Annotated in this window: 23 protein-coding genes; 13 read left to right on the top strand and 10 right to left on the bottom strand. The window is 58.6% G+C overall.

Going from position 1 to position 18,713, the window contains the following annotated elements; genetic code table 11:
• Positions 1-2: 2 nt before the first annotated feature.
• From ACR0B0_RS12180 to ACR0B0_RS12200, 5 genes are all read right to left on the bottom strand, one after another.
• The gene (locus tag ACR0B0_RS12180; RefSeq protein ID WP_170350324.1) at positions 3-299 is read right to left on the bottom strand and encodes a chorismate mutase; all 297 of its coding nucleotides are present in this window, start codon (positions 297-299) and stop codon (positions 3-5) included.
• Between the two features lie 34 nt (positions 300-333).
• Entirely contained in the window at positions 334-885 is a 552-nt protein-coding gene (locus ACR0B0_RS12185) for a GNAT family N-acetyltransferase (protein WP_170350325.1), read from the bottom strand.
• Complete coding sequence (locus tag ACR0B0_RS12190; protein ID WP_170350326.1) at positions 882-1,439, bottom strand: GNAT family N-acetyltransferase; 558 nt, start codon at positions 1,437-1,439, stop codon at positions 882-884. The genes ACR0B0_RS12185 and ACR0B0_RS12190 overlap by 4 nt, the downstream gene beginning before the upstream one ends.
• On the bottom strand, positions 1,436-2,941 hold the full coding sequence (gene ffh, locus ACR0B0_RS12195) for a signal recognition particle protein (protein ID WP_170350327.1): 1,506 nt from the start codon (positions 2,939-2,941) through the stop codon (positions 1,436-1,438). The genes ACR0B0_RS12190 and ffh overlap by 4 nt, the downstream gene beginning before the upstream one ends.
• A 206-nt stretch (positions 2,942-3,147) precedes the next feature.
• Positions 3,148-3,666, bottom strand: a complete 519-nt coding sequence (locus tag ACR0B0_RS12200; protein WP_480647970.1) for a hypothetical protein — start codon at positions 3,664-3,666, stop codon at positions 3,148-3,150.
• 88 nt (positions 3,667-3,754) lie between these two features.
• On the opposite strand from ACR0B0_RS12200, the gene ACR0B0_RS12205 reads away from it, so the two are divergent.
• Positions 3,755-4,285 carry a prolyl-tRNA synthetase associated domain-containing protein gene (locus ACR0B0_RS12205; RefSeq protein ID WP_480647972.1) on the top strand — a complete coding sequence of 177 codons (531 nt, stop codon included), beginning with the start codon at positions 3,755-3,757 and terminating at the stop codon, positions 4,283-4,285.
• Here the strand turns inward: ACR0B0_RS12205 and ACR0B0_RS12210 are convergent, their stop codons facing one another.
• A complete protein-coding gene (locus tag ACR0B0_RS12210) occupies positions 4,286-5,026 on the bottom strand; it encodes an aspartate/glutamate racemase family protein (RefSeq protein WP_170377459.1) in 741 nt (246 codons plus the stop codon).
• A 73-nt stretch (positions 5,027-5,099) separates the two neighbouring features.
• Entirely contained in the window at positions 5,100-5,681 is a 582-nt protein-coding gene (locus ACR0B0_RS12215; RefSeq protein WP_170550833.1) for an FMN-dependent NADH-azoreductase, read from the bottom strand.
• 117 nt (positions 5,682-5,798) lie between these two features.
• Here ACR0B0_RS12215 and ACR0B0_RS12220 point away from each other — a divergent pair, with 117 nt between their 5' ends.
• From ACR0B0_RS12220 to ACR0B0_RS12235, 4 genes are all read left to right on the top strand, one after another.
• Positions 5,799-6,677 (top strand): LysR family transcriptional regulator, encoded by an 879-nt coding sequence (locus ACR0B0_RS12220; RefSeq protein WP_480647974.1) that lies wholly within the window; start codon positions 5,799-5,801, stop codon positions 6,675-6,677.
• Complete coding sequence (locus tag ACR0B0_RS12225) at positions 6,674-7,588, top strand: DMT family transporter (protein WP_480647976.1); 915 nt, start codon at positions 6,674-6,676, stop codon at positions 7,586-7,588. The genes ACR0B0_RS12220 and ACR0B0_RS12225 overlap by 4 nt, the downstream gene beginning before the upstream one ends.
• 61 nt (positions 7,589-7,649) lie before the next feature.
• Positions 7,650-7,931 carry a hypothetical protein gene (locus ACR0B0_RS12230; protein ID WP_170359979.1) on the top strand — a complete coding sequence of 94 codons (282 nt, stop codon included), beginning with the start codon at positions 7,650-7,652 and terminating at the stop codon, positions 7,929-7,931.
• Positions 7,932-8,019: 88 nt separating this feature from the next.
• Positions 8,020-8,433, top strand: a complete 414-nt coding sequence (locus ACR0B0_RS12235; RefSeq protein ID WP_170411388.1) for a universal stress protein — start codon at positions 8,020-8,022, stop codon at positions 8,431-8,433.
• A gap of 2 nt (positions 8,434-8,435) precedes the next feature.
• On the opposite strand, the gene ACR0B0_RS12240 is transcribed toward ACR0B0_RS12235, so the two are convergent.
• Positions 8,436-8,771, bottom strand: coding sequence for an ArsR/SmtB family transcription factor (locus ACR0B0_RS12240; RefSeq protein ID WP_170350335.1), 336 nt, complete (start codon positions 8,769-8,771; stop codon positions 8,436-8,438).
• A gap of 231 nt (positions 8,772-9,002) precedes the next feature.
• Between ACR0B0_RS12240 and ACR0B0_RS12245 the strand changes: the two genes are divergently transcribed.
• The 5 genes from ACR0B0_RS12245 to ACR0B0_RS12265 all read left to right on the top strand — a co-directional run bounded on the left by ACR0B0_RS12245 (position 9,003) and on the right by ACR0B0_RS12265 (position 11,573).
• Entirely contained in the window at positions 9,003-9,335 is a 333-nt protein-coding gene (locus ACR0B0_RS12245) for an AtpZ/AtpI family protein (protein WP_170350336.1), read from the top strand.
• Between the two features lie 2 nt (positions 9,336-9,337).
• Complete coding sequence (locus ACR0B0_RS12250; protein ID WP_170350337.1) at positions 9,338-10,096, top strand: F0F1 ATP synthase subunit A; 759 nt, start codon at positions 9,338-9,340, stop codon at positions 10,094-10,096.
• Between the two features lie 48 nt (positions 10,097-10,144).
• A complete protein-coding gene (locus ACR0B0_RS12255) occupies positions 10,145-10,369 on the top strand; it encodes a F0F1 ATP synthase subunit C (protein WP_005981269.1) in 225 nt (74 codons plus the stop codon).
• Positions 10,370-10,455: 86 nt separating this feature from the next.
• Entirely contained in the window at positions 10,456-11,007 is a 552-nt protein-coding gene (locus ACR0B0_RS12260; RefSeq protein ID WP_170350338.1) for a F0F1 ATP synthase subunit B', read from the top strand.
• A 5-nt stretch (positions 11,008-11,012) separates the two neighbouring features.
• Positions 11,013-11,573 (top strand): F0F1 ATP synthase subunit B, encoded by a 561-nt coding sequence (locus ACR0B0_RS12265; protein ID WP_170350339.1) that lies wholly within the window; start codon positions 11,013-11,015, stop codon positions 11,571-11,573.
• Positions 11,574-11,642: 69 nt separating this feature from the next.
• Here the strand turns inward: ACR0B0_RS12265 and ACR0B0_RS12270 are convergent, their stop codons facing one another.
• Both ACR0B0_RS12270 and ACR0B0_RS12275 read right to left on the bottom strand, forming a co-directional pair.
• Positions 11,643-12,248, bottom strand: coding sequence for a hypothetical protein (locus tag ACR0B0_RS12270; protein ID WP_480647979.1), 606 nt, complete (start codon positions 12,246-12,248; stop codon positions 11,643-11,645).
• Positions 12,249-12,509: 261 nt separating this feature from the next.
• Positions 12,510-13,280: a FadR/GntR family transcriptional regulator gene (locus ACR0B0_RS12275; RefSeq protein ID WP_170550845.1), complete on the bottom strand. Its 771-nt coding sequence runs from the start codon at positions 13,278-13,280 to the stop codon at positions 12,510-12,512.
• Between the two features lie 150 nt (positions 13,281-13,430).
• Here ACR0B0_RS12275 and ACR0B0_RS12280 point away from each other — a divergent pair, with 150 nt between their 5' ends.
• From ACR0B0_RS12280 to ACR0B0_RS12290, 3 genes are all read left to right on the top strand, one after another.
• Positions 13,431-14,630, top strand: coding sequence for an aminotransferase-like domain-containing protein (locus ACR0B0_RS12280; protein WP_480647981.1), 1,200 nt, complete (start codon positions 13,431-13,433; stop codon positions 14,628-14,630).
• Positions 14,631-14,675: 45 nt separating this feature from the next.
• Positions 14,676-15,086 carry a hypothetical protein gene (locus ACR0B0_RS12285; protein ID WP_170398626.1) on the top strand — a complete coding sequence of 137 codons (411 nt, stop codon included), beginning with the start codon at positions 14,676-14,678 and terminating at the stop codon, positions 15,084-15,086.
• A 140-nt stretch (positions 15,087-15,226) separates the two neighbouring features.
• A complete protein-coding gene (locus ACR0B0_RS12290) occupies positions 15,227-18,682 on the top strand; it encodes a chromosome segregation SMC family protein (RefSeq protein WP_480647983.1) in 3,456 nt (1,151 codons plus the stop codon).
• Positions 18,683-18,713 lie beyond the last annotated feature (31 nt).

The following is an 18,713-nucleotide window of genomic DNA, read 5'->3' on the forward strand; positions in this document are numbered from 1 at the left end:
GGTTAATTCTGGTGTTTCTTGTGGTGTCGGATGACTTCCTGAATGATGAAATTCAGGAAAGCCTTGGCGAAGTCGGGGTCTAGATCGGCCTCTTTCGCCAGGTCTTCTAATCGTGCGATCTGCGCAGCCTCGCGCGAAGGATCGGACGGGGGAAGGTCGTGTGCGGCCTTGAGCTTGCCAACAGCCTGCGTGTGCTTGAACCGCTCGCCCAGCGTATAGACAAGGATCGCGTCCAGCCGGTCGATGCTTTCGCGATGCTCTTTCAACAGCGCGGCAGCCTGTGTCACGGGGTTGGTCATTGGCCGTTCCTCTTTGCGGGCAAAGCGATGTGGGTCATGCGTAGGCCTCCATGCCGCCATTCACCAGATCGGCGGGGGCAGGGTGGCGCCAGATTTCGGTCGCGCCGAATTTCGGGTGTTCGTAGTGATAGTCGAGCTTAGCGCCCAGCCGTTTGGCCACGGCCTTGCTGGCGTGGTTTTCCGGGTCGATCAGTGAAATCGCCGTGTCCCAGCCCAATATGTCATAGGCATGGGCGCGCGCGGCCAGAGCGGCCTCGGTCGCATAGCCCTTTCCGGTCGCATGATTCATCAGGGTCCAACCGACCTCGGGCTCGGGCCAACCTTCGGGGAACCAAAGGCCGATCCGCCCGACATAGTTGCCAGTGTCTTTTTCGTCGACGCTCCAATATCCATAACCACGCAGAGCCCAATGGCCAAAATGCATGGCAATGATCCGCCACACTTCATCCCGACGCAGAGGTCCGCCGACATACTTCGCAGCATCGCTGGCAAAGAATGCGGCGTCCGCGTCCAGATCAGTTTCAGATGGTGCGCGCAGGATCAGACGTTCGGTTTCCAGAGTCGGTATGGCCAGAGCAAGTTTCATGCCGGCACCTCGCCATAGCGCCAGACATGCTGGTCTGCATCAAATGCACGTTCGGCAACTGCGTCCCGCGAAGCACCCAAGCGCTGTGCCAACGCATTCGAACGGGCATTTGAAGCCGATACATAGCTTACGAATTGCCCAGATCCCAACAGGTCAAAACCGAAATCGCGAACAGCTGAGCACGCCTCGGTGGCGTAACCCTGCAGTCTGTGATCCGCGCGGAACAGGTAACCAAGCTCGGGCTCCTGATCGTCCCATTCGAGACCCAGAATGACAAAGCCAATGACCTGAGCATCCTCTTTCAGTGTGACGGTGAACAGACCATGTCCGTGCAACAGCCAGCCGGAGGTATAGTAGGAGAACTCGGTCCAGGCGTCCTGATTGGTGTCGCCAAAGCTCTCTTTACAGATCGACGTCCACACTGGCAGGTCGTCCAAAGTGGGTGCGCGCAGAACCAGCCGCCGGGTCTTAAGGACCGGCAGGGCCGCGCGATACTGCGCTGCTGCCATCGCCGCCTTGCCGGACGGGGGCTGGGTGCAGCGTGCTGGGGTCACTTTTTCTTTCCGAACCCGCTGAGACCCGGAGGCAGACCCATGCCGCCACCCATACCGGGCATGCCGGGCATTTTGCCGCCCATTGCCTTGGCCGCCTGTTCCAGCGCCTTGGGGTCCATGCCTGCGGCCATTTCTTCGGGCGACGGGCCACCTTTGCCGAACATGCCCTTCATCGCTTGTTTCAGCATCTTGCCTTTACCCATCTTGCCCATCTTTTTCATCATGTCCGACATCTGCCGGTGCATCTTGAGCAGTTTGTTGAGGTCGCTGACCTCCATACCGGAACCGGCTGCAATGCGTTTCTTGCGGCTGGCCTGCAGCAGTTGCGGGTTGGCACGTTCGCGCTTGGTCATCGACTGTATCAGGGCGATCTGCTGGCGCAGGATTTTGTCGTCCAGACCGGCCTGATCCATCTGCTTGGCCATCTTGTTCATGCCCGGCATCATGCCCATCATGCCCTGCATGCCACCCATCTGGATCATCTGCTCCAGCTGCATTTTCAGGTCGTTCATGTTGAACTGACCTTTGACCATGCGCTTCATCATGCGCTCGGTCTGTTCCATCTCCATCGTTTCCTGGGCCTTTTCGACCAGAGCAACGATGTCGCCCATGCCCAGAATACGACCAGCGATCCGGTCCGGCTCAAAGGTTTCGAGGGCGTCCATCTTCTCGCCCAGGCCGACAAAGCGGATCGGTTTGCCGGTGACCGCGCGCATCGACAGCGCCGCGCCGCCACGTCCGTCGCCGTCCATACGGGTCAGCACCACGCCCGAGATGCCGACCTTGGCGTCGAACTCTTCGGCCACCTCAACGGCGACCTGACCGGTCAGGCCGTCAACCACCAGCAGAGTTTCGCGTGGGTCAACCGCATTGCGCACCTGCTCGACCTCGTCCATCAGGACTTCGTCGATATGCAGACGGCCCGCGGTGTCGAGCATATAGACGTCATAGCCACCCAGCGTCGCCTGTTGCTTGGCGCGCTTGGCAATGTCGACCGGTTTTTGGCCAGGGACGATCGGCAGGGTATCGACGCCGACCTGTGTGCCCAGAACGGCCAGCTGATCCATCGCCGCCGGGCGATAGACGTCCAGCGAGGCCATAAGGACCTTCTTGCCCTCTTTCTCTTTCAGGCGTTTGGCGAGTTTACCGGTGGTGGTCGTCTTACCCGAACCCTGCAGACCGACCATTAGGATCGGGGCAGGCGGGTTGTCGATCTTCAGCGCACCGGGGTCTTCCTCGCCGCGCAGTACATCAACCAGCGCGTCATGCACGATCTTGACGACCTGCTGACCTGGGGTGATCGACTTGGTGACCGCCTGACCGGTGGCCTGGCTTTGAACCTTCTTGACGAATTCCCGGGCAACCGGCAGCGAGACGTCAGCCTCAAGCAGCGCAACCCGAACCTCACGCAGGGCGGTCTTGACGTCTTCCTCGGACAGGGCGCCCTGCTTGGTCAGCCGGTCAAAGACGCCGGAAAGGCGTTCGGATAGATTTTCAAACATGCCTTCGGCCTCCTTAGCCGGTTATCTCGTGGCGCCTCTTAGATAAGAAACACCGGTTAAATGCACAATTGCCCCCTCCCACTGAATTAGACGTGGGGGTAATGCCAAATGACATTGCCCCCACGGGCGAAACTCGCTGGTGGGGGGCGATCCCTGAACGACTCAAGGGACCGGAAGATCAGATGCTTCCGGATGTTGGCGGCGATTTAGGCCGATTGGCTGACAGAGTCAACCTTGCGTGCCGGAAGCCATTCATTGACGGCATCCACCAGCCGATGCGCGCCGCGCCCACTGGAATAGGCCTCAACAATGGGGTGCCGACCCGCGCTCATGCCTTTGTCCAGTATGAGTACGGGGCGATACAGCGTAGATGAGCCCTTGTTGCTGCGCGAAATCGTTGTTTCAATCTCGGCATGGGACAGGTTCGACAGCATGTGTTCGACGGCATCATAGCCAAAAACCGAATGCCTGCGGATCACGATGCTGTCTTTGTCCCGGTCCAGAATGACCTGAACGCGCCGTACAAAAGCGCAGAAGGCCCCAAATCCTAACCCTCCGCCGCCGAGGGCGAATATCAGGCCGAACAGGATGGCCTCGCCCCCCTCGGTCATCAAGAAGAGACCGAGGCCGACAAAGATTAGAATAAATAAGACAAGTGTGATGCCTATGAACCATGGGGTATCGGACAGGATCAGTTGGTTCGGTGTATTGCGCGTGACTTTCATGGCGGCACGCTAGCACTGTGTCGCGGGTCTGTCGTGCCTTGAATCTTGTTCCATGTTGCGCGAAGAGCGCGTTACATAGGAGGTTCCCATGGACGCATCATCTGCCTTTCAAGATACATTGCCGCTCAGCTCTGACGCGCTGCTGACGCAGTTGGGCGATTGGGGGCTGGCCTATCGGTTGCACAGGCATATCCCGCTGCGCACGGTCGAGGATGCGAAAGGGGTTGAGGATCAGTTTCTGGTGCCCGGAGAAAATACGCTGCGGCTCAAGAACCTGTACCTGCGTGACAAGAAAAAGCGGAACTATCTGGTGACGCTGGAACAGAGCCGCGAGATTGACCTTAAAGCCCTGGGTGCGGAGTTGGGTGTCGGGAATCTGTCCTTCGGTTCGGCGGATCGTCTGATGCAGAACCTCGGTATCCGGCCCGGAGCGGTCAGCCCACTGGCGATGATCAATGGGGTTCAGAACGAAGTGCGGTTCTTTATGGATAGCGCGGCGCAGAATTCAGACGTGATCAACATGCACCCGCTGGTGAACGACCGTACCGTAGTAATGACGCGCGCCGATCTGATGGCGTTCTTTGACCGGATCGGCTGTGAAGTGACCTGGTTGCCCTGATCAACCCTCCAGCGCTTCTTTCAAAGCCGCCTCGACATGCGCTGCGGACGGGTTAATGAATAGGTGTCCGTCGGACTTGAAAACGGGATCGTCCAGATGATCAGGAAAGGCCAGGGGTAACTCGGTGCAGGCCAGGAGGACGGCGGTGCCGGGGGTGGCATGTTTGTTGCAAAAGGTCAGTAGTCGTGTGCGGGCCGTGTCCGACGCGCCGCCGTAGAATTCGCTGTCGATCATGGCCTGCATCTCGGCAATCTCGGGTTCCGGCAGGCGGTCGTTGGCCGTGATGCCCTCTTTGGCCAGCCGATCGGCATAGTCAGTCGCCTGCATGGTCACCGCCGTCCCCAGAACCAGAGCGCTTGATGCTCCGGCAGAGGCAGTGGCTTCGGCGGTTGCGTCAAAAATGCTCAGAATTGGCATCGCCACACCTTGCCGGATCGCGTGCAGCCTTGCGTGTGGCGTGTTCGAGGCGATGATGCCGAAATCGCAGCCTGCGCGTTCCAACGTCAAAAGGGCCTCGCGGAAGACGGCGTCGAATTCGGCCCAGCTGGCCTCATCCCCTGCCACACCGCGCAGGGCGCGGGTTTTGGCCTGTGTGACGGATTCAATGGTCATGGGCGGGATGGGTAGTGGCGAGCCGTGACCGAGGTCAGCAAAATACCGGCCCGCGCCCTGTGCAATCGCCCGGTAATAATCCACGGTCGAGGCCCAGCCCACTCCGCCCAGAATTCCGATCTTTTTCATAACTAACGCCCAGCCTGCCAATTCCCGTTCGGGAGGCAGACTGGACGTTTCGGCGTATAAAGACCAGAGGCGATCAGGCCGCCAGCTCAGTTACTGCCTTGTGGGCGTTGTTCAGCGTGGCCTCGGCGTCCAGCGCCATTTTGTCGGCGGCGACCACGTCGACATTGGTGATGCCAATAAAGCCCAGAACGTGACGCACATAGTTGGTAGCAAAATCGATCTCGGACCCAACGGCAGTGCCGCCCGAGGCGATGGCCAGAACCACGCGTTTGTCTGTCAGCAGTCCCACTGGGCCGTTCTCAGTATACGAGAATGTCAGGCCGACGCGGGCAACCAGATCAATCCAGGCTTTGAATGCGGCAGGTACCGAAAAGTTATAGATCGGTAAACCGATGACGATGGTGTCGGCCTGTTGCAGCTCGCCTACCAGTGAATCCGATAGCGCCAGATGTTCGCGCTGCGCGTCGTTGCGCTGATCGCCGGGGGTGAAGTTGGCGCTGATCCAGTCCTCGGTCAGCAGGGGCAGGGGGGAGGCCAGATCGCGGCGGATAATGCGTGCAGCACCCAGATGGTTGACGATACGGTTGGACAGATCGCGGGTAGCTGAACCTTCACGGCGGGCCGAGGCGTCGATATGCAGGATGGTCTTGGTCATTTCACTTGGTCCTTCTGATAGGATTTTCGTCTGCGGCCAATATGGATATTGCGAGAATGAACAAAACTCGGATATATCAACACTGACTGTTGGAATTTGCACATCTGAGGTAATGCCGTGGACAATTGGGACGAAGTAAGAACCGCTTATCAGGTTGCCCGTATGGGGACCGTCAGCGGCGCGGCCGAGGTTTTGGGCGTGCATCATGCCACCGTGATCCGCCATATCGACGCGATCGAGGCACGGCTGGGTGTCAAACTGTTCCAGCGTCATGCGCGTGGTTACACGCCGACCGAAGCCGGGGATGATCTGTTGCGTGTGGCACAAGCGACCGAGGATCAGTTCAACCAACTGGTCGGGCGAATGAAGGGGCGGGGGGACGATGTTTCAGGAGAGTTGGTCGTGACCTCGCTGTCCTCATTGGCGCCTTTGGTGGTCCCGGTACTTAGTGAATTCCAACGCTTACACCCGGGCCTGATCGTGCGTTACCTGACAGGTGATCGCCTGTTCCGTCTGGAATATGGCGAAGCGCATGTGGCGATCCGGGCGGGTTCGGCCCCTGATCAACCGGACAATGTGGTGCAGCCGTTTATCGATCAGGAAGTCGGGCTTTATGCCAGTACAGCATATGTGGAGCGTCACGGTCAGCCCAAGAGTGTCGAGGACCTTAGAAACCATTTCTTCGTTGGTGCCGACGATGAAAACAGCCGCGCTCCGTTTTCGCGCTGGTTGCGCAAGACCGTACCGGCCGAAAACATCATATTTCGCTGTACCAATAATTTCTGCAACCGCGAGGCGGTTATGTCCGGGGCTGGGATCGGCTTCATGGCTCGTTGGGAGGCGGGCCGCGACCCCAGTCTGATCGAGGTGATAGAGCCGCTGCCCGAATGGTTCGGGAATCTGTGGCTTGTGACCCATGTGGACCTGCACCGCACCACCAAGGTTCAGAGTTTCCTGACCTTTCTGAAAGAGCAATCCAAAGGTTGGTCGGCGTGAGTCCTCAGGCCCAGGGCCATCTGGCCATGCTGGTTTTTTCGGCTCTGGTGGCGGGCAGTTTTTCGCTGGGGTCACTGATCGCCAACCAGATCGCGCCCGAAGCGATCACGGCAGCTCGATTTCTGATCGCATCGGTTGTGATCGGCGTTGCGGCGCTTCTGACGACCGACTTGCCCCGAAGCGCGGCGCAGGCACCCTGGCGTTATCTGGTCTTGGGCGGATTGTTCGCCAGCTATTTCGTGCTGATGTTCCATGGATTGAAGACCGCGCCCCCGGTCAGCGCAGCGGCAGTGTTCACGCTGACGCCGGTGATGTCAGCGGTTGCAGGGTGGGTGTTGCTGCGGCAGGTCACCACGCCAAGAATGGCTTTTGCCCTGTCAGTTGGCGCAGTGGGCGCGCTTTGGGTCATATTCCGGGCCGACTGGCGGGCCTTTATGGCGTTCGAGATCGGTGGCGGTGAGATCATCTATTTCTGGGGCTGTTTGGCGCATGCGATCTACACGCCCATGGTGCGCAAGCTGAACCGAGGCGAGCCGGCGGTGGTGTTCACCTTTGGTACTCTGGTCGCGGGCTGCGTGTTGCTGACGTTGTATGGTTGGGCCGAGATCCGCGCGACCAACTGGGCCAACCTGCCGCTGATTGTTTGGGTCGGGCTGCTCTATGTCTCGATCTTTGCAACGGCGGCCAGCTTTGTTCTGGTGCAATTCGCAACCCTGCGGCTGCCTTCGGCCAAAGTGATGGCTTACACCTATCTGACGCCCAGCTGGGTGATCCTGTGGGAGGTTGCATTGGGTCAGAAGCCCCCAGGCTTACTGGTGTTTGTGGGTGCAATTCTGACCGTCGTGGCGCTTGTACTCTTGTTAAAGGCCGAGGGTCAGCCGCGCGCATCATCCAAGCCCGTGCCCGAATGACGCTTGTATTCCCGTCAGATTGTGCGAGCGTTGGTCGCAGGCAAAACAGGGGCAATAACCAATGAGACCAGCACTTTATCTGATCACTGTGGTGGGGCTGTCGGCCTGTACGCAAACGTCCTCGGGCAATGCGGTTTCAGAAACGGATTTGCAGGGCAGTTGTGAAGCGCTTGTTTCCGCCGAAACGGGGGTTGGCCCCAAGGACGTGAACGCCATTTCCACCCGGTCCGAGCCGACAGGATCGGTGACAACCTTGTCGGTCGCAGGGGCGCAGGCACCATGGTTGTGCATGTCTGATCCGTTCGGTGTCATCACGGGTGTGCAATACAGCCAAGAAGGTTAGTGGCCGTCAGGGTTCAGACGCCCGTTGAGGCAGATCAATGTCGATACATGCGAATAACCTTATGCTTGGGACCAAGGAGGAATTCGTCATGTATACTCACATTATGTTCCCAGTTGACTTGCATCTTCCCCCCGAGGTTCGCAAAGCCGCCGATGTCGCTGCTGAAGTTGCCAAATGGCAGGATGCGAAGATAACCGTAGTCAGTGTGACCGGAACTCAACCCGGTGACCCGGTTCAGACAGACGCAGCAGTCAACGAAGAATTGCAGGGTTTCGCCGATGAACTGGCCAAGAGCGGCGGGACAGAAGTCGAATACCGCAATATTCACTCGGTCGATGTTGCAGCGGAGGTTGATGGTGACCTGATGCGCGCCGCCGAGGAAATTGGTGCTGACCTGATTGTTGTGGGAAGTCACGCCCCGCGGATCACGGACTATATCTTTTCAAGCCATGCAGGATACCTGGCTAACCATGCCAAGGTTTCGGTTTTCGTCGTGCGCTAAATCTAGGGGTCGTCAGCCGCAGGCAGTTCAATTTCCAGAAACCGTTCGAACGCGTCCAGATTGACGGGCTCGAACTGTCCAAAGCCTTGCATCCAGACCGACGCCGTGCGCAAAGCGTCAGGTTCCAGCTTGCACCACTTCACCCGTCCGCGTTTTTCCTGGCTGATCAATCCAGCCTTGGTCAGGATCACCAGATGTTTCGAGATTGCGGCCAATGACATCTCGAACGGTTCTGCCACATCGGTCACGGCCATATCATCCTCAAGCAGCATCGCCAGAATGGCGCGGCGCGTGGGGTCGGCGAGAGCTGCGAATACGGTGTCGAGATCATTGGACATGCCTTCGCTCAACCACAGCCTTCGAGTTTGGTCAACCATTTGGTTGAATATGCGGATTCAGGGGTTTTGGTTGAAGCCGCTGCGCTTGCGCAGGTTTTGCCTCGGCTGAGGTTGGGTGAAAAACTATTAAAATCAATTATTTAAACTGCGGCAATTCGGTTGCTCAACGCCGTTGACTCTGTGCGCCTTGCCCCTTAGCACCCTACCCAAGACTGTGCGAGGGAAACGCCCGTGACCGATGATGACCAAAAGCAGCGTATGGCGCAGCTGGAGGCGAAGATCGAGGCGGCGAAAAAGGCGAAGCAGCCAAAGCCTCGTGCAGATGCTGACGTGTCCGGGGGCGAGCTTGCCTGGAGGATGGTCATCGAAATGGTATCCGGTCTGGGGATCGGATTTGGCATCGGATACGGGCTGGACAGCCTGCTCGGGACGATCCCGATCTTTCTGGTGCTGTTCACATTGCTGGGCCTTGTCGCCGGAGTGAAAGTAATGCTCCGCAGCGCCAAAGAGGTTCAAGAGAAACAAACGGCAGCGACGGCTGCCGAGAAGGACGAGAGGGACTGAACGTGGCAACTGAGACCACCGCAGCAGAAGGCAGCAGCCTGGTTTTCCACCCGATGGATCAGTTCATCGTCAAACCGCTTTTCGGTGACGGTGCAATTGCATGGTACACGCCCACCAACGTGACCCTGTGGATGTTCCTGGCGATTGCCGCGATCTTTGCTCTGCTGGTTCTCAGCACTTCGAAACGCGCGATTGTTCCGACCCGGATGCAGTCGGTGGCTGAACTGGCCTATGGTTTCATCTACAAGATGTTGGAAGACATCTGCGGCAAGGAAGGTGTTAAGTACTTCCCCTATGTCATGACCCTGTTCATGTTCATCGTCTGCGCAAACTTCCTGGGCATGATCCCGACGTCCTTTACCACCACATCGCATTTCGCCGTGACCATCCCGCTGGCGTTGGCCGTGTTCCTGACCGTGACTGTTCTGGGTTTCGTCAAGAACGGTGCCGCGTTTCTGGGTCTGTTCTGGGTCTCCAGCGCACCGCTGGCCCTGCGTCCGGTTCTGGCGATCATCGAGCTGATTTCGTACTTCGTACGCCCTGTCAGCCACTCCATTCGTCTTGCCGGTAACGTCATGGCGGGCCACGCGGTTATCAAGGTGTTCGCAGGCTTTGCCGCGATCGCCGTGATCTCACCCGTGTCTGTTCTGGCGATCACCGCAATGTATGGCCTCGAGGTCCTTGTGTCCTTTATCCAGGCTTACGTTTTCACCATTCTGACCTGTGTCTATCTGAAAGATGCGCTGCATCCGTCGCACTAAGGTCTGATACCCCAACATCGAAACTTCCAATTCGTAAGGAGAAACATCATGGAAGGCGATCTCGCACACATCGGCGCAGGCCTGGCAGCAATCGGTTCCGGCGCAGCCGCAATCGGGGTGGGCAACGTTGCAGGCAACTTCCTGGCCGGCGCCCTGCGCAACCCTTCGGCGGCTGCTTCGCAGACCGCAACCCTGTTCATCGGTATCGCATTCGCAGAAGCCCTGGGGATCTTCGCATTCCTGGTCTCGCTGCTGCTGATGTTCGCCGTATAATCTGCGGAACCTGATCCTTACGCGCAGGTGGGCCCAAGCCATAGCGGCCCGCCTGTTGTAAAGACAACGTTCCGACGGAGGACAACATGGCGACTGAACCTATTGCCGAAGAAGTAGTTGGCAAATGCGTGGACTCCCATGGCTCGGCCATCGGGATGCCGCAGCTCTGCTTTGATTGGTTCCCCAACCAGATTTTCTGGCTGGTCATCACGCTGGTCGTCATCTTTCTGGTCCTGTCCCGCGTGGCCTTGCCGCGCATCGCGGCAATCCTGGCTGAACGTCAGGGGACCATTACAAATGACCTGGCTGCGGCCGAAGATCTGAAGGCCAAAGCGGTCGAGGCCGAAGAAGCCTATAACAAAGCGTTGGCCGATGCCCGTTCTGAGGCGCAACGTATCGCTGCCGAGGCACGCGCCGAAATTCAGGCTGGCCTGGATGACGCGATCGCCAAGGCGGACGCGGAAATCGCTGCAAAGGCGGCTGAATCGGAAAAGGCGATCGCCGATATCCGTGCAGGTGCGCTGGAAAGCATTCAAGTGGTTGCCAAGGACACGGCGGCTGAACTGGTTACTGCACTGGGCGGTGAGGCGGATGCCAAAGCCATTGACGGTGCTGTTGACGCGCAGATGAAAGGATAAGCGACATGCGGAACACTCTTGCCCTTATCCTGACCTTTGGCGCTGCCAGCCCCGCTCTGGCCGCAAGCGGCCCGTTCTTCTCGCTTGGCAACACCGACTTTGTGGTCCTGTTGGGCTTTATCGTCTTCATCGCGGTCCTGTTCTATTTCAAGGTGCCGGGTATGATCGGTGGCGCGCTGGACAACCGCGCCGAGGGCATCAAGTCCGAGTTGGATGAAGCCCGTGCCCTGCACGAAGAAGCCCGCACCCTGTTGGCCTCGTACGAGCGCAAGCAACGCGAAGTTCAAACGCAGGCAGACGCGATTGTGGCGGCTGCAAAAGACGACGCCGCGCTGGCGGCCGAACAGGCCAAGGCCGATCTGGAAAAGTCCATTGCGCGCCGTCTGGCCGCTGCACAGGATCAGATCGCATCGGCCGAGGCTTCGGCAGTTAAAGAGGTGCGTGATCAGGCGATTACTGTTGCTGTTTCGGCGGCAAATGCGGTTCTGGCCAAGCAGATGACGGCGACGCAGGCGAACAAGCTGATCGACGCTGCAATTGCCGATGTGGGCGAAAAGCTGCACTAAGATCTTCACATGATGAAATTGAAAAACCCGGCCTCAGAGCCGGGTTTTTTCTTTCTTACGACGCGAAGATCAAGCCGCTGAGCGTTGACTTGGCAGCCGGTTCAGAATGTCCGCATATTTGGCTGAGGCGACAAACAGTTCCGGTAGTTCGCTCAGTACAGCGTCGATGGGATCGTAAACCGCCGACGCTTGATCTAGAATCTCATCGGGTATGGATTTCTTTGCGCGTTCTATTCTTTCGGGCAGGGAAAAGTTCAACTCCAGAAAATCGGCAACTTCGCTCTGTCTGCGCCAGATGGCATCATAGTTCAGGCACAGGACAGGTACGTTTTCGAACGTGGCCCATTGCCTCATCTGCTCTGCTTGGTTGAGAACGTCATATTTGAATAGATCCTCAAAAGTTCCTTTGGCGTGAAGATGTGCGAAATGCTGACGGATCCAGTCGCGACCATAGCGACCAAGCACGGAATAGACCGAAAGCGCCGAGTCTTTTGTCGGGCCATGGCAGAACAAGACCTTGACGTTGTCACGACCTCTCAGCACGCCGGGAAAATCATGTGTTTTGACAAGGTTTCCCTGATGCAATTCGGCCTGTGCCAGCTCCATTTCAAAGGTCGCTTTGGGCTTGGGCCACACACGCCGCTGCTTTTGCGCCTTCCACAAAGCATCAAACATGAGCGTGCTACCGGATCGACCGTTGCTGGCAACGATCAAGCAGGGGTTCGTTTTTGGGCGTTGCCCGGGTTTGAAAAGGATCATGTCAGGCACCAGGGTTTCAGCGACGGTTAAGGTTCGCGACTTGCCTGTTTAATTGGTTTAGCTGCGGGTCAATATCCAGCAGATAACCAGCAGAAATTGCGTAATAAATTATGAACTTATTGTGTTCGGATTTGAGACGCGACAGTTGGACGCTGCACTGATACCTCGCGCGCCTCTTCAGGTTTGACCGGTCTCATGCTGCAGCCGTTGCTGTGCGATGGCTTCGTTTCGCAGGGCTTTCTGGTGATCTTCCATACAGCTCTGGACATAGTTCAGATGCTGCTGGACTGCATCGCGGGCTGCAGCGGGGTCGCGTGCCTGCAGGGCTGTGTTGATCGCGCGGTGCTGGTCCAGAATGGCACCACGCGTTGTGCGCTGCTGAAACATCATCTGACGATTGTAGAACACGCCCTGTTGCAGCAGGTCGTACATCGACCGCATCATATGCAGCATAACTACGTTGTGGCTGGCCTCGATGATGGCCATGTGGAATTGCGCATCCAGTTGCGCCTCGTCCTGAGGGGCGTTGCGCGCATGCGCAGCCTGCATCTTGTCGAAAATCGCCTGAACCACTTTCAAATCGCTGTCTGATCCCAGCCGTGCGGCACGCTCGGCCGCCAACCCTTCTAGATCGCGGCGGAAAGACAGATAGTCGAACACCGCTTCTTCGTGGCTGCTGAACAGCCGAACCAGCGCCGGGGAAAAGGCAGAGCCCAGAACCTCGGCCACATAGATACCGGACCCGGCCTTGGCGGTCAGCAACCCCTGATCCTGCAATTCCGAGATCGCTTCGCGCAACGAGGGGCGCGATACGCCCAGCCGCTCTGCCAACTCGCGTTCCGCCGGAAGCCGCTCGCCTGGGCGCAGGATGCCACGCAGGATCAGCAATTCGATCTGTTTCACCACTGCGATGGACAGCTTTTCAGTCTGGACTTTTTGAAAGGGCATGTCGGCTTTTCCGAAATTGGTCAAATCATATGACCACGTAATATTGACCGGTTCAAGAACAGGTGAATGTTAGTTCGGTATATTAGGTCAGAATGATTGACATTAAATAAATCACGCTTAGTCTGCCCTGCGAGGTAGGGGAGGAGACCAATGTCGACCAAAGACCTGTTTGCCACGCGAACAAAGCGTATGAAGGCGTCCGAGATACGTGAATTGCTCAAGCTGTTGGACCAGCCGGGCATTATTTCCTTCGCGGGAGGAATTCCGGATCCAGCGTTGTTTCCGGCAGAAGGTTTTGCCGCTGCGTTCCAGAACGCACTGGGCACTGAACTAAAAGATCAGGCGCTGCAATATTCCGTCAGCGAGGGCTATGTCCCGCTGCGGGAATGGCTAGTCGATCACATGCGCCAGATCGGGATCGACTGCGGGCTTGATAACATCCTGATCACGTCGGGTTCGCAGCAGGCACTAGACTACTTGGGCAAGTTGTACCTGTCGCCGGGTGATACAGCACTGGTAGGATGGCCCACCTATCTGGGGGCATTGGCCGCGTTCAATGCCTATGAACCGCGCTTTGACCGGCTTGGCATCAACGGCAACCGCAGGGCGGCTGAATACGCTGCCGCAGCGGGTGAGGGGGCTGTTAAATTTGCGTATCTGTCGCCTGACTTTGCCAACCCGACCGGAGAAACTGTAGACCTGCGCGGCCGCGAAACCCTGCTCGATCTGGCGGACGAATTGAACTGCGCTGTGATCGAAGACGGCGCCTATCAGGCCCTGCGCTATGATGGGGAAGCAATTCCGCCAGTTCTGGCGTTGGAATTGGCGCGCAAAGGGTCGATCGAAAGCTGCAGGACGATTTATTGTGGCAGCTTCTCGAAAACCCTGTCTCCGGGCCTTCGGGTGGGATGGGTCGTGGCGGCTAAGCCTGTAATTTCGCAGCTGGTGTTGATGAAACAGGCAGCTGACTTGCATTCCGCGACGATCAACCAAATGGCTATCAATGAAGTGGCGCGTGCCTGCTTTGATACGCACATCCCCATGTTGCGCCGCGTTTACGGCGCACGACGCGATGCGATGCTCAGCGCATTGCGCGAACATATGCCCGGTGGGGTGGACTGGACCAAGCCCGAGGGCGGCATGTTCATTTGGGTGACCTTACCCAAGGGCCTCAGCGGGGCTGACCTGCTGGCCAAAGCGCTTGAGACGGTGAAGGTGGCTTTTGTTCCCGGCCAGGCGTTCTTTCCAGACGAAACCGGGGCCAATACTATCCGTCTGAGCTTTTCGAATTCGGATGAGGCAACAATCCGCGAGGGTATCCGCCGGTTGGGCGACGTCCTGCGAACCTAAATGCAGGAAAGGTTCTGTTAACCATATTGCGGCAATGCTGGCGGTATGATCCGGTATCTGTTCCTCCTATCGGTGCTGGCCGCGTGTTCGGCCGGCACCCCTTATTTCCGGGATATCCCTGCAACCCGCATCGCCGTGAACGGCAGTGTCTTTGACGTACGCGTGCGCGGGGATCTGGCCGAGGCCGTGCGGATCAACACCCAATACGCCCCGCGTCTGGGGCCGATCAAAGATCGGGCGGGGCTGGCCATGGCGCAGGTTTCGGGCTGTCCAATCCTGGATGTACTGGGCGACGCCGCGGTGACCGTTGGTGTGCTGGGCTGTGACCACGAGGCGGGGGAACGTCTGTTGCTGACCGCCATCTCGACACCGAATTACGAATGCGTCGATTATGGTGTTTATGAGGATATTGGGAAGGAGTACGGCTTTCAGGTGTTCGAGTGTACGCCGTACTGAGATACGCGTATTCCTGCGCATTTCGGCAAGATATTGTGGATAAGTCGGGGTGATATCCCATATCCTGCGCAACTTCGTTGACTCAGCCCCCATCCGTTGCGCAGACTTCCTTCACATAGGAATCACAGGACTCATTGCCTTTGCGCTTTAGCAAACTCAAACTTACCGGCTTCAAAAGCTTTGTTGATCCGACCGATCTGATCATTGCGGATGGGTTGACCGGTGTGGTGGGCCCGAATGGCTGCGGCAAGTCCAACCTTCTGGAAGCTCTGCGTTGGGTGATGGGGGAAAACCGCCCCAAATCCATGCGTGGCGGCGCGATGGAGGATGTGATTTTTGCAGGCGCCGCGACGCGCCCAGCCCGTAACTTTGCCGAAGTTGTCCTGACCATGGACAACTCGGAACGGCTGGCACCGTCAGGGTTCAACGACGCGGATCAGCTTGAGATCGTGCGTCGCATCACCCGCGACGTAGGCAGCGCCTATAAAACCAATGGCAAGGACGTGCGGGCGAGAGATGTTCAGATGCTGTTTGCCGATGCTTCGACAGGTGCGCATTCACCTGCGCTTGTTGGGCAGAACCGCATTGCCGAACTTATCAACGCTAAACCCCGCGCCCGCCGCCGCATTCTGGAAGAGGCCGCAGGTATCTCGGGTCTTTATCAACGTCGGCACGAAGCCGAATTGAAGTTGAAGGGCACTGAATCCAATCTGACCCGCGTCGACGATGTGCTTGAACAACTAGGCGGTCAGCTTGCGCAACTGGCGCGCCAGGCCCGTCAGGCCGCGCGCTATCGCGAGATTGGCGAGCAACTGCGCCAGGCCGAAGGCATGTTGCTCTATCGTCGCTGGAAAGAGGCAGACATGGCCCGCCAGCAGGCCGAAGAAAAGCTGCGCGAACGGATCACCGAGGCGTCGCGGGCCGAGGCCGAAGCCCGCGCGGCCGCCACCAAACGTGCCGAAATCGAAGAGACCCTGCCACCTCTGCGCGAAGAAGAAGCTATCGCCGCCGCCGTCCTGCAACGCCAGCAGGTACAACGTGATGCCCTGTCGGATCAGGAAACCCGCGCCCGCCAGACCATTGAGACGCTGACCAACCGTATTCAGCAATTGGGCAACGATATAGAACGCGAAACCGGCCTGAATCGCGATGCCGGCCAGATGATCGAACGTCTGGAATGGGAAGCGCGCGAATTGGCCAAGGCCGCCGAAGGGCACGAGGATAAGGTGGCCGAGGCTGCCGAAATCGCGCGTGAGGCGGCGTCAGTGTTGCAGGACCGCGAAGATCATCTGTCGCAGGAAACCGAGGATATGGCGCGCTTGGTCGCCCGTCACCAATCGGCGCAGCGTCTGGTTGAAGACAGCCGCAAGACGTTGACTCGATCCGAGGTCGAAGAGGAAAAGGCCCGCAGCGCCGTGGATGAGGCGCGCGAAGCTTTGACCAACGCAAGCGACGCGTTTGAGACTGCGCAAGAGGGCGAGGAAGAAGCCCGCGAGGCGGCTGAGGCCGCCGAGGAAGCGCTGGCCGCAGCGGATGAACTGCGCAATGATACGCAAGCGCGTGAGGCTGAGGCCCGCGCACAACGGTCTGAGGCCGAGGGCGAACTGGGCGCGATCCGTGCCGAAACCTCAGCGCTGGCAAAGCTGGTGGAACGCGACACAGCCGAAGGCGGTCAGGTACTTGACCTGCTACGCGTCGAACCCGGTTACGAAAAGGCACTCGGAGCTGCACTGGCCGATGATCTGCGTGCCCCACTGGTCGAAGGCGACGGTCCATCGGGTTGGGTACAGGTAGCGGGCTATGATGCTGATCAGCCATTGCCGGATGGGGTTGAACCGCTGGCGCTGCATGTGTCTGGCCCGGATCGCCTGAGCCGTCGGATCGCGCAGATTGGTCTGGTTGATGCGGATCAGGGTGCGCGTTTGCAGGCTTCGCTGAAGCCGGGGCAGCGTCTGGTGTCCCGGTCCGGCGATTTGTGGCGGTGGGACGGGTTCCGCGCCTGGGCTGAGGATGCACCAAGCGCCGCTGCCCTGCGGCTGGAGCAGCTCAATAAGCTGGAGGCGCTGAAACAGGAGCTGACCCGCACCGAGGCACAGGCCGAAGGTGCCCGCGCCGCGCATGAGGCGTTGTCGCAGCAACTGGCTGATGTCACCGAAGCGGACCGCCGCGCCCGCGATGCCCGCCGCGCCGCCGATCAGCGTATGGCCGAAACCGCTCGCGCGCTCAGCCGCGCCGAAGCTGACCGCAATCTGGCGCAAGGCAAGCTTGAGACACTGTCGCTGGCCGTGGATCGCCACAAAGAGGACGCCATGTCCGCCCGCGCGCAGCTGCGCGAGGCCGAGGGGGCGTTGACCGGTCTGGGCGATCTCGACACCGCCCGCGCGCAGGTCGAAGATATCAAACAGACGGTCGAGGCTGCGCGGATCACTATGCTGACCCATCGCTCGTCCCATGATGAATTGCGCCGCGAGGGCGAGGCCCGCACGCGACGTTCGCAAGAGGTTACAAAAGACCTCAGCGGGTGGAAGCATCGTCTGGAAACGGCGGAAAAACGGATATCAGAGCTGGCCGAACGCAAGGAAAGTTCGGAAGAAGAGCTGTCCGAAGCGATGGCAGCGCCCAGCGAGATCGCCGAAGCCCGCGAGGAGCTGAACGAGCTGATTGAAACGGCCGAGGCTCGTCGCGCCGAGGCCGCCGATAAGTTGGCCGAAGCCGAAACCCAGCAGCGCGAAGTGGTGCTGGCCGAACGGGATGCGGAACGTCAGGCTTCGGAAGCACGCGAATCCCGCGCGGCGGCAGAAGCACGTTGTGATGCCGCCAAGGAAAGCGTGACTGCAACGGCAGAACGGATTGCTGAAGATCAGCAGCTGACCCCGAACCAGTTGCTGAATCAGTTGGACGTGAACCCCGATCAGATGCCTGCCGCCGACGCGCTTGAGGCCGAAGTGAACCGTCACAAGCGCCAGCGCGATGCGATGGGTGCGGTGAACCTGCGCGCTGAAGAAGATGCCAAAGAAGTTCAGGAAGAGTTTGACACACTGAACAGCGAAAAGGCGGATTTGGAAGAGGCAATCAAAGCCCTGCGCTCTGGTATCGCCAGCCTCAACCGCGAAGGCCGCGAACGTCTGTTGACCGCGTTTGAACAGGTGAACTCAAACTTTGCCATGCTGTTCAAGCACCTCTTCGGCGGTGGCGAGGCCAATTTGGTTATGGTCGAAAGCGACGATCCGCTGGATGCCGGGCTTGAGATCATGTGCCAGCCGCCGGGCAAGAAATTGTCGACGCTCAGCCTGTTGTCGGGTGGCGAACAGACCCTGACGGCGACGGCCTTGATTTTTGGCGTCTTCCTCGCCAATCCGGCCCCGATTTGTGTGTTGGACGAGGTCGACGCGCCGCTTGACGATGCCAATGTCACTCGGTTCTGCGACCTGCTGGATGAGATGTGCCGCCAGACCGATACACGTTTCCTGATCATCACTCACCACGCGGTGACGATGGCGCGGATGGATCGTCTGTTCGGCGTGACCATGCAGGAACAGGGCGTCAGCCAGCTTGTCTCGGTCGATCTGAAAAAGGCCGAGCAGATGGTCGCTTGACCCATCACTGCAACGTTATGCCCTTTTCATC

Source organism: Ruegeria sp. BA12 (assembly GCF_056539625.1).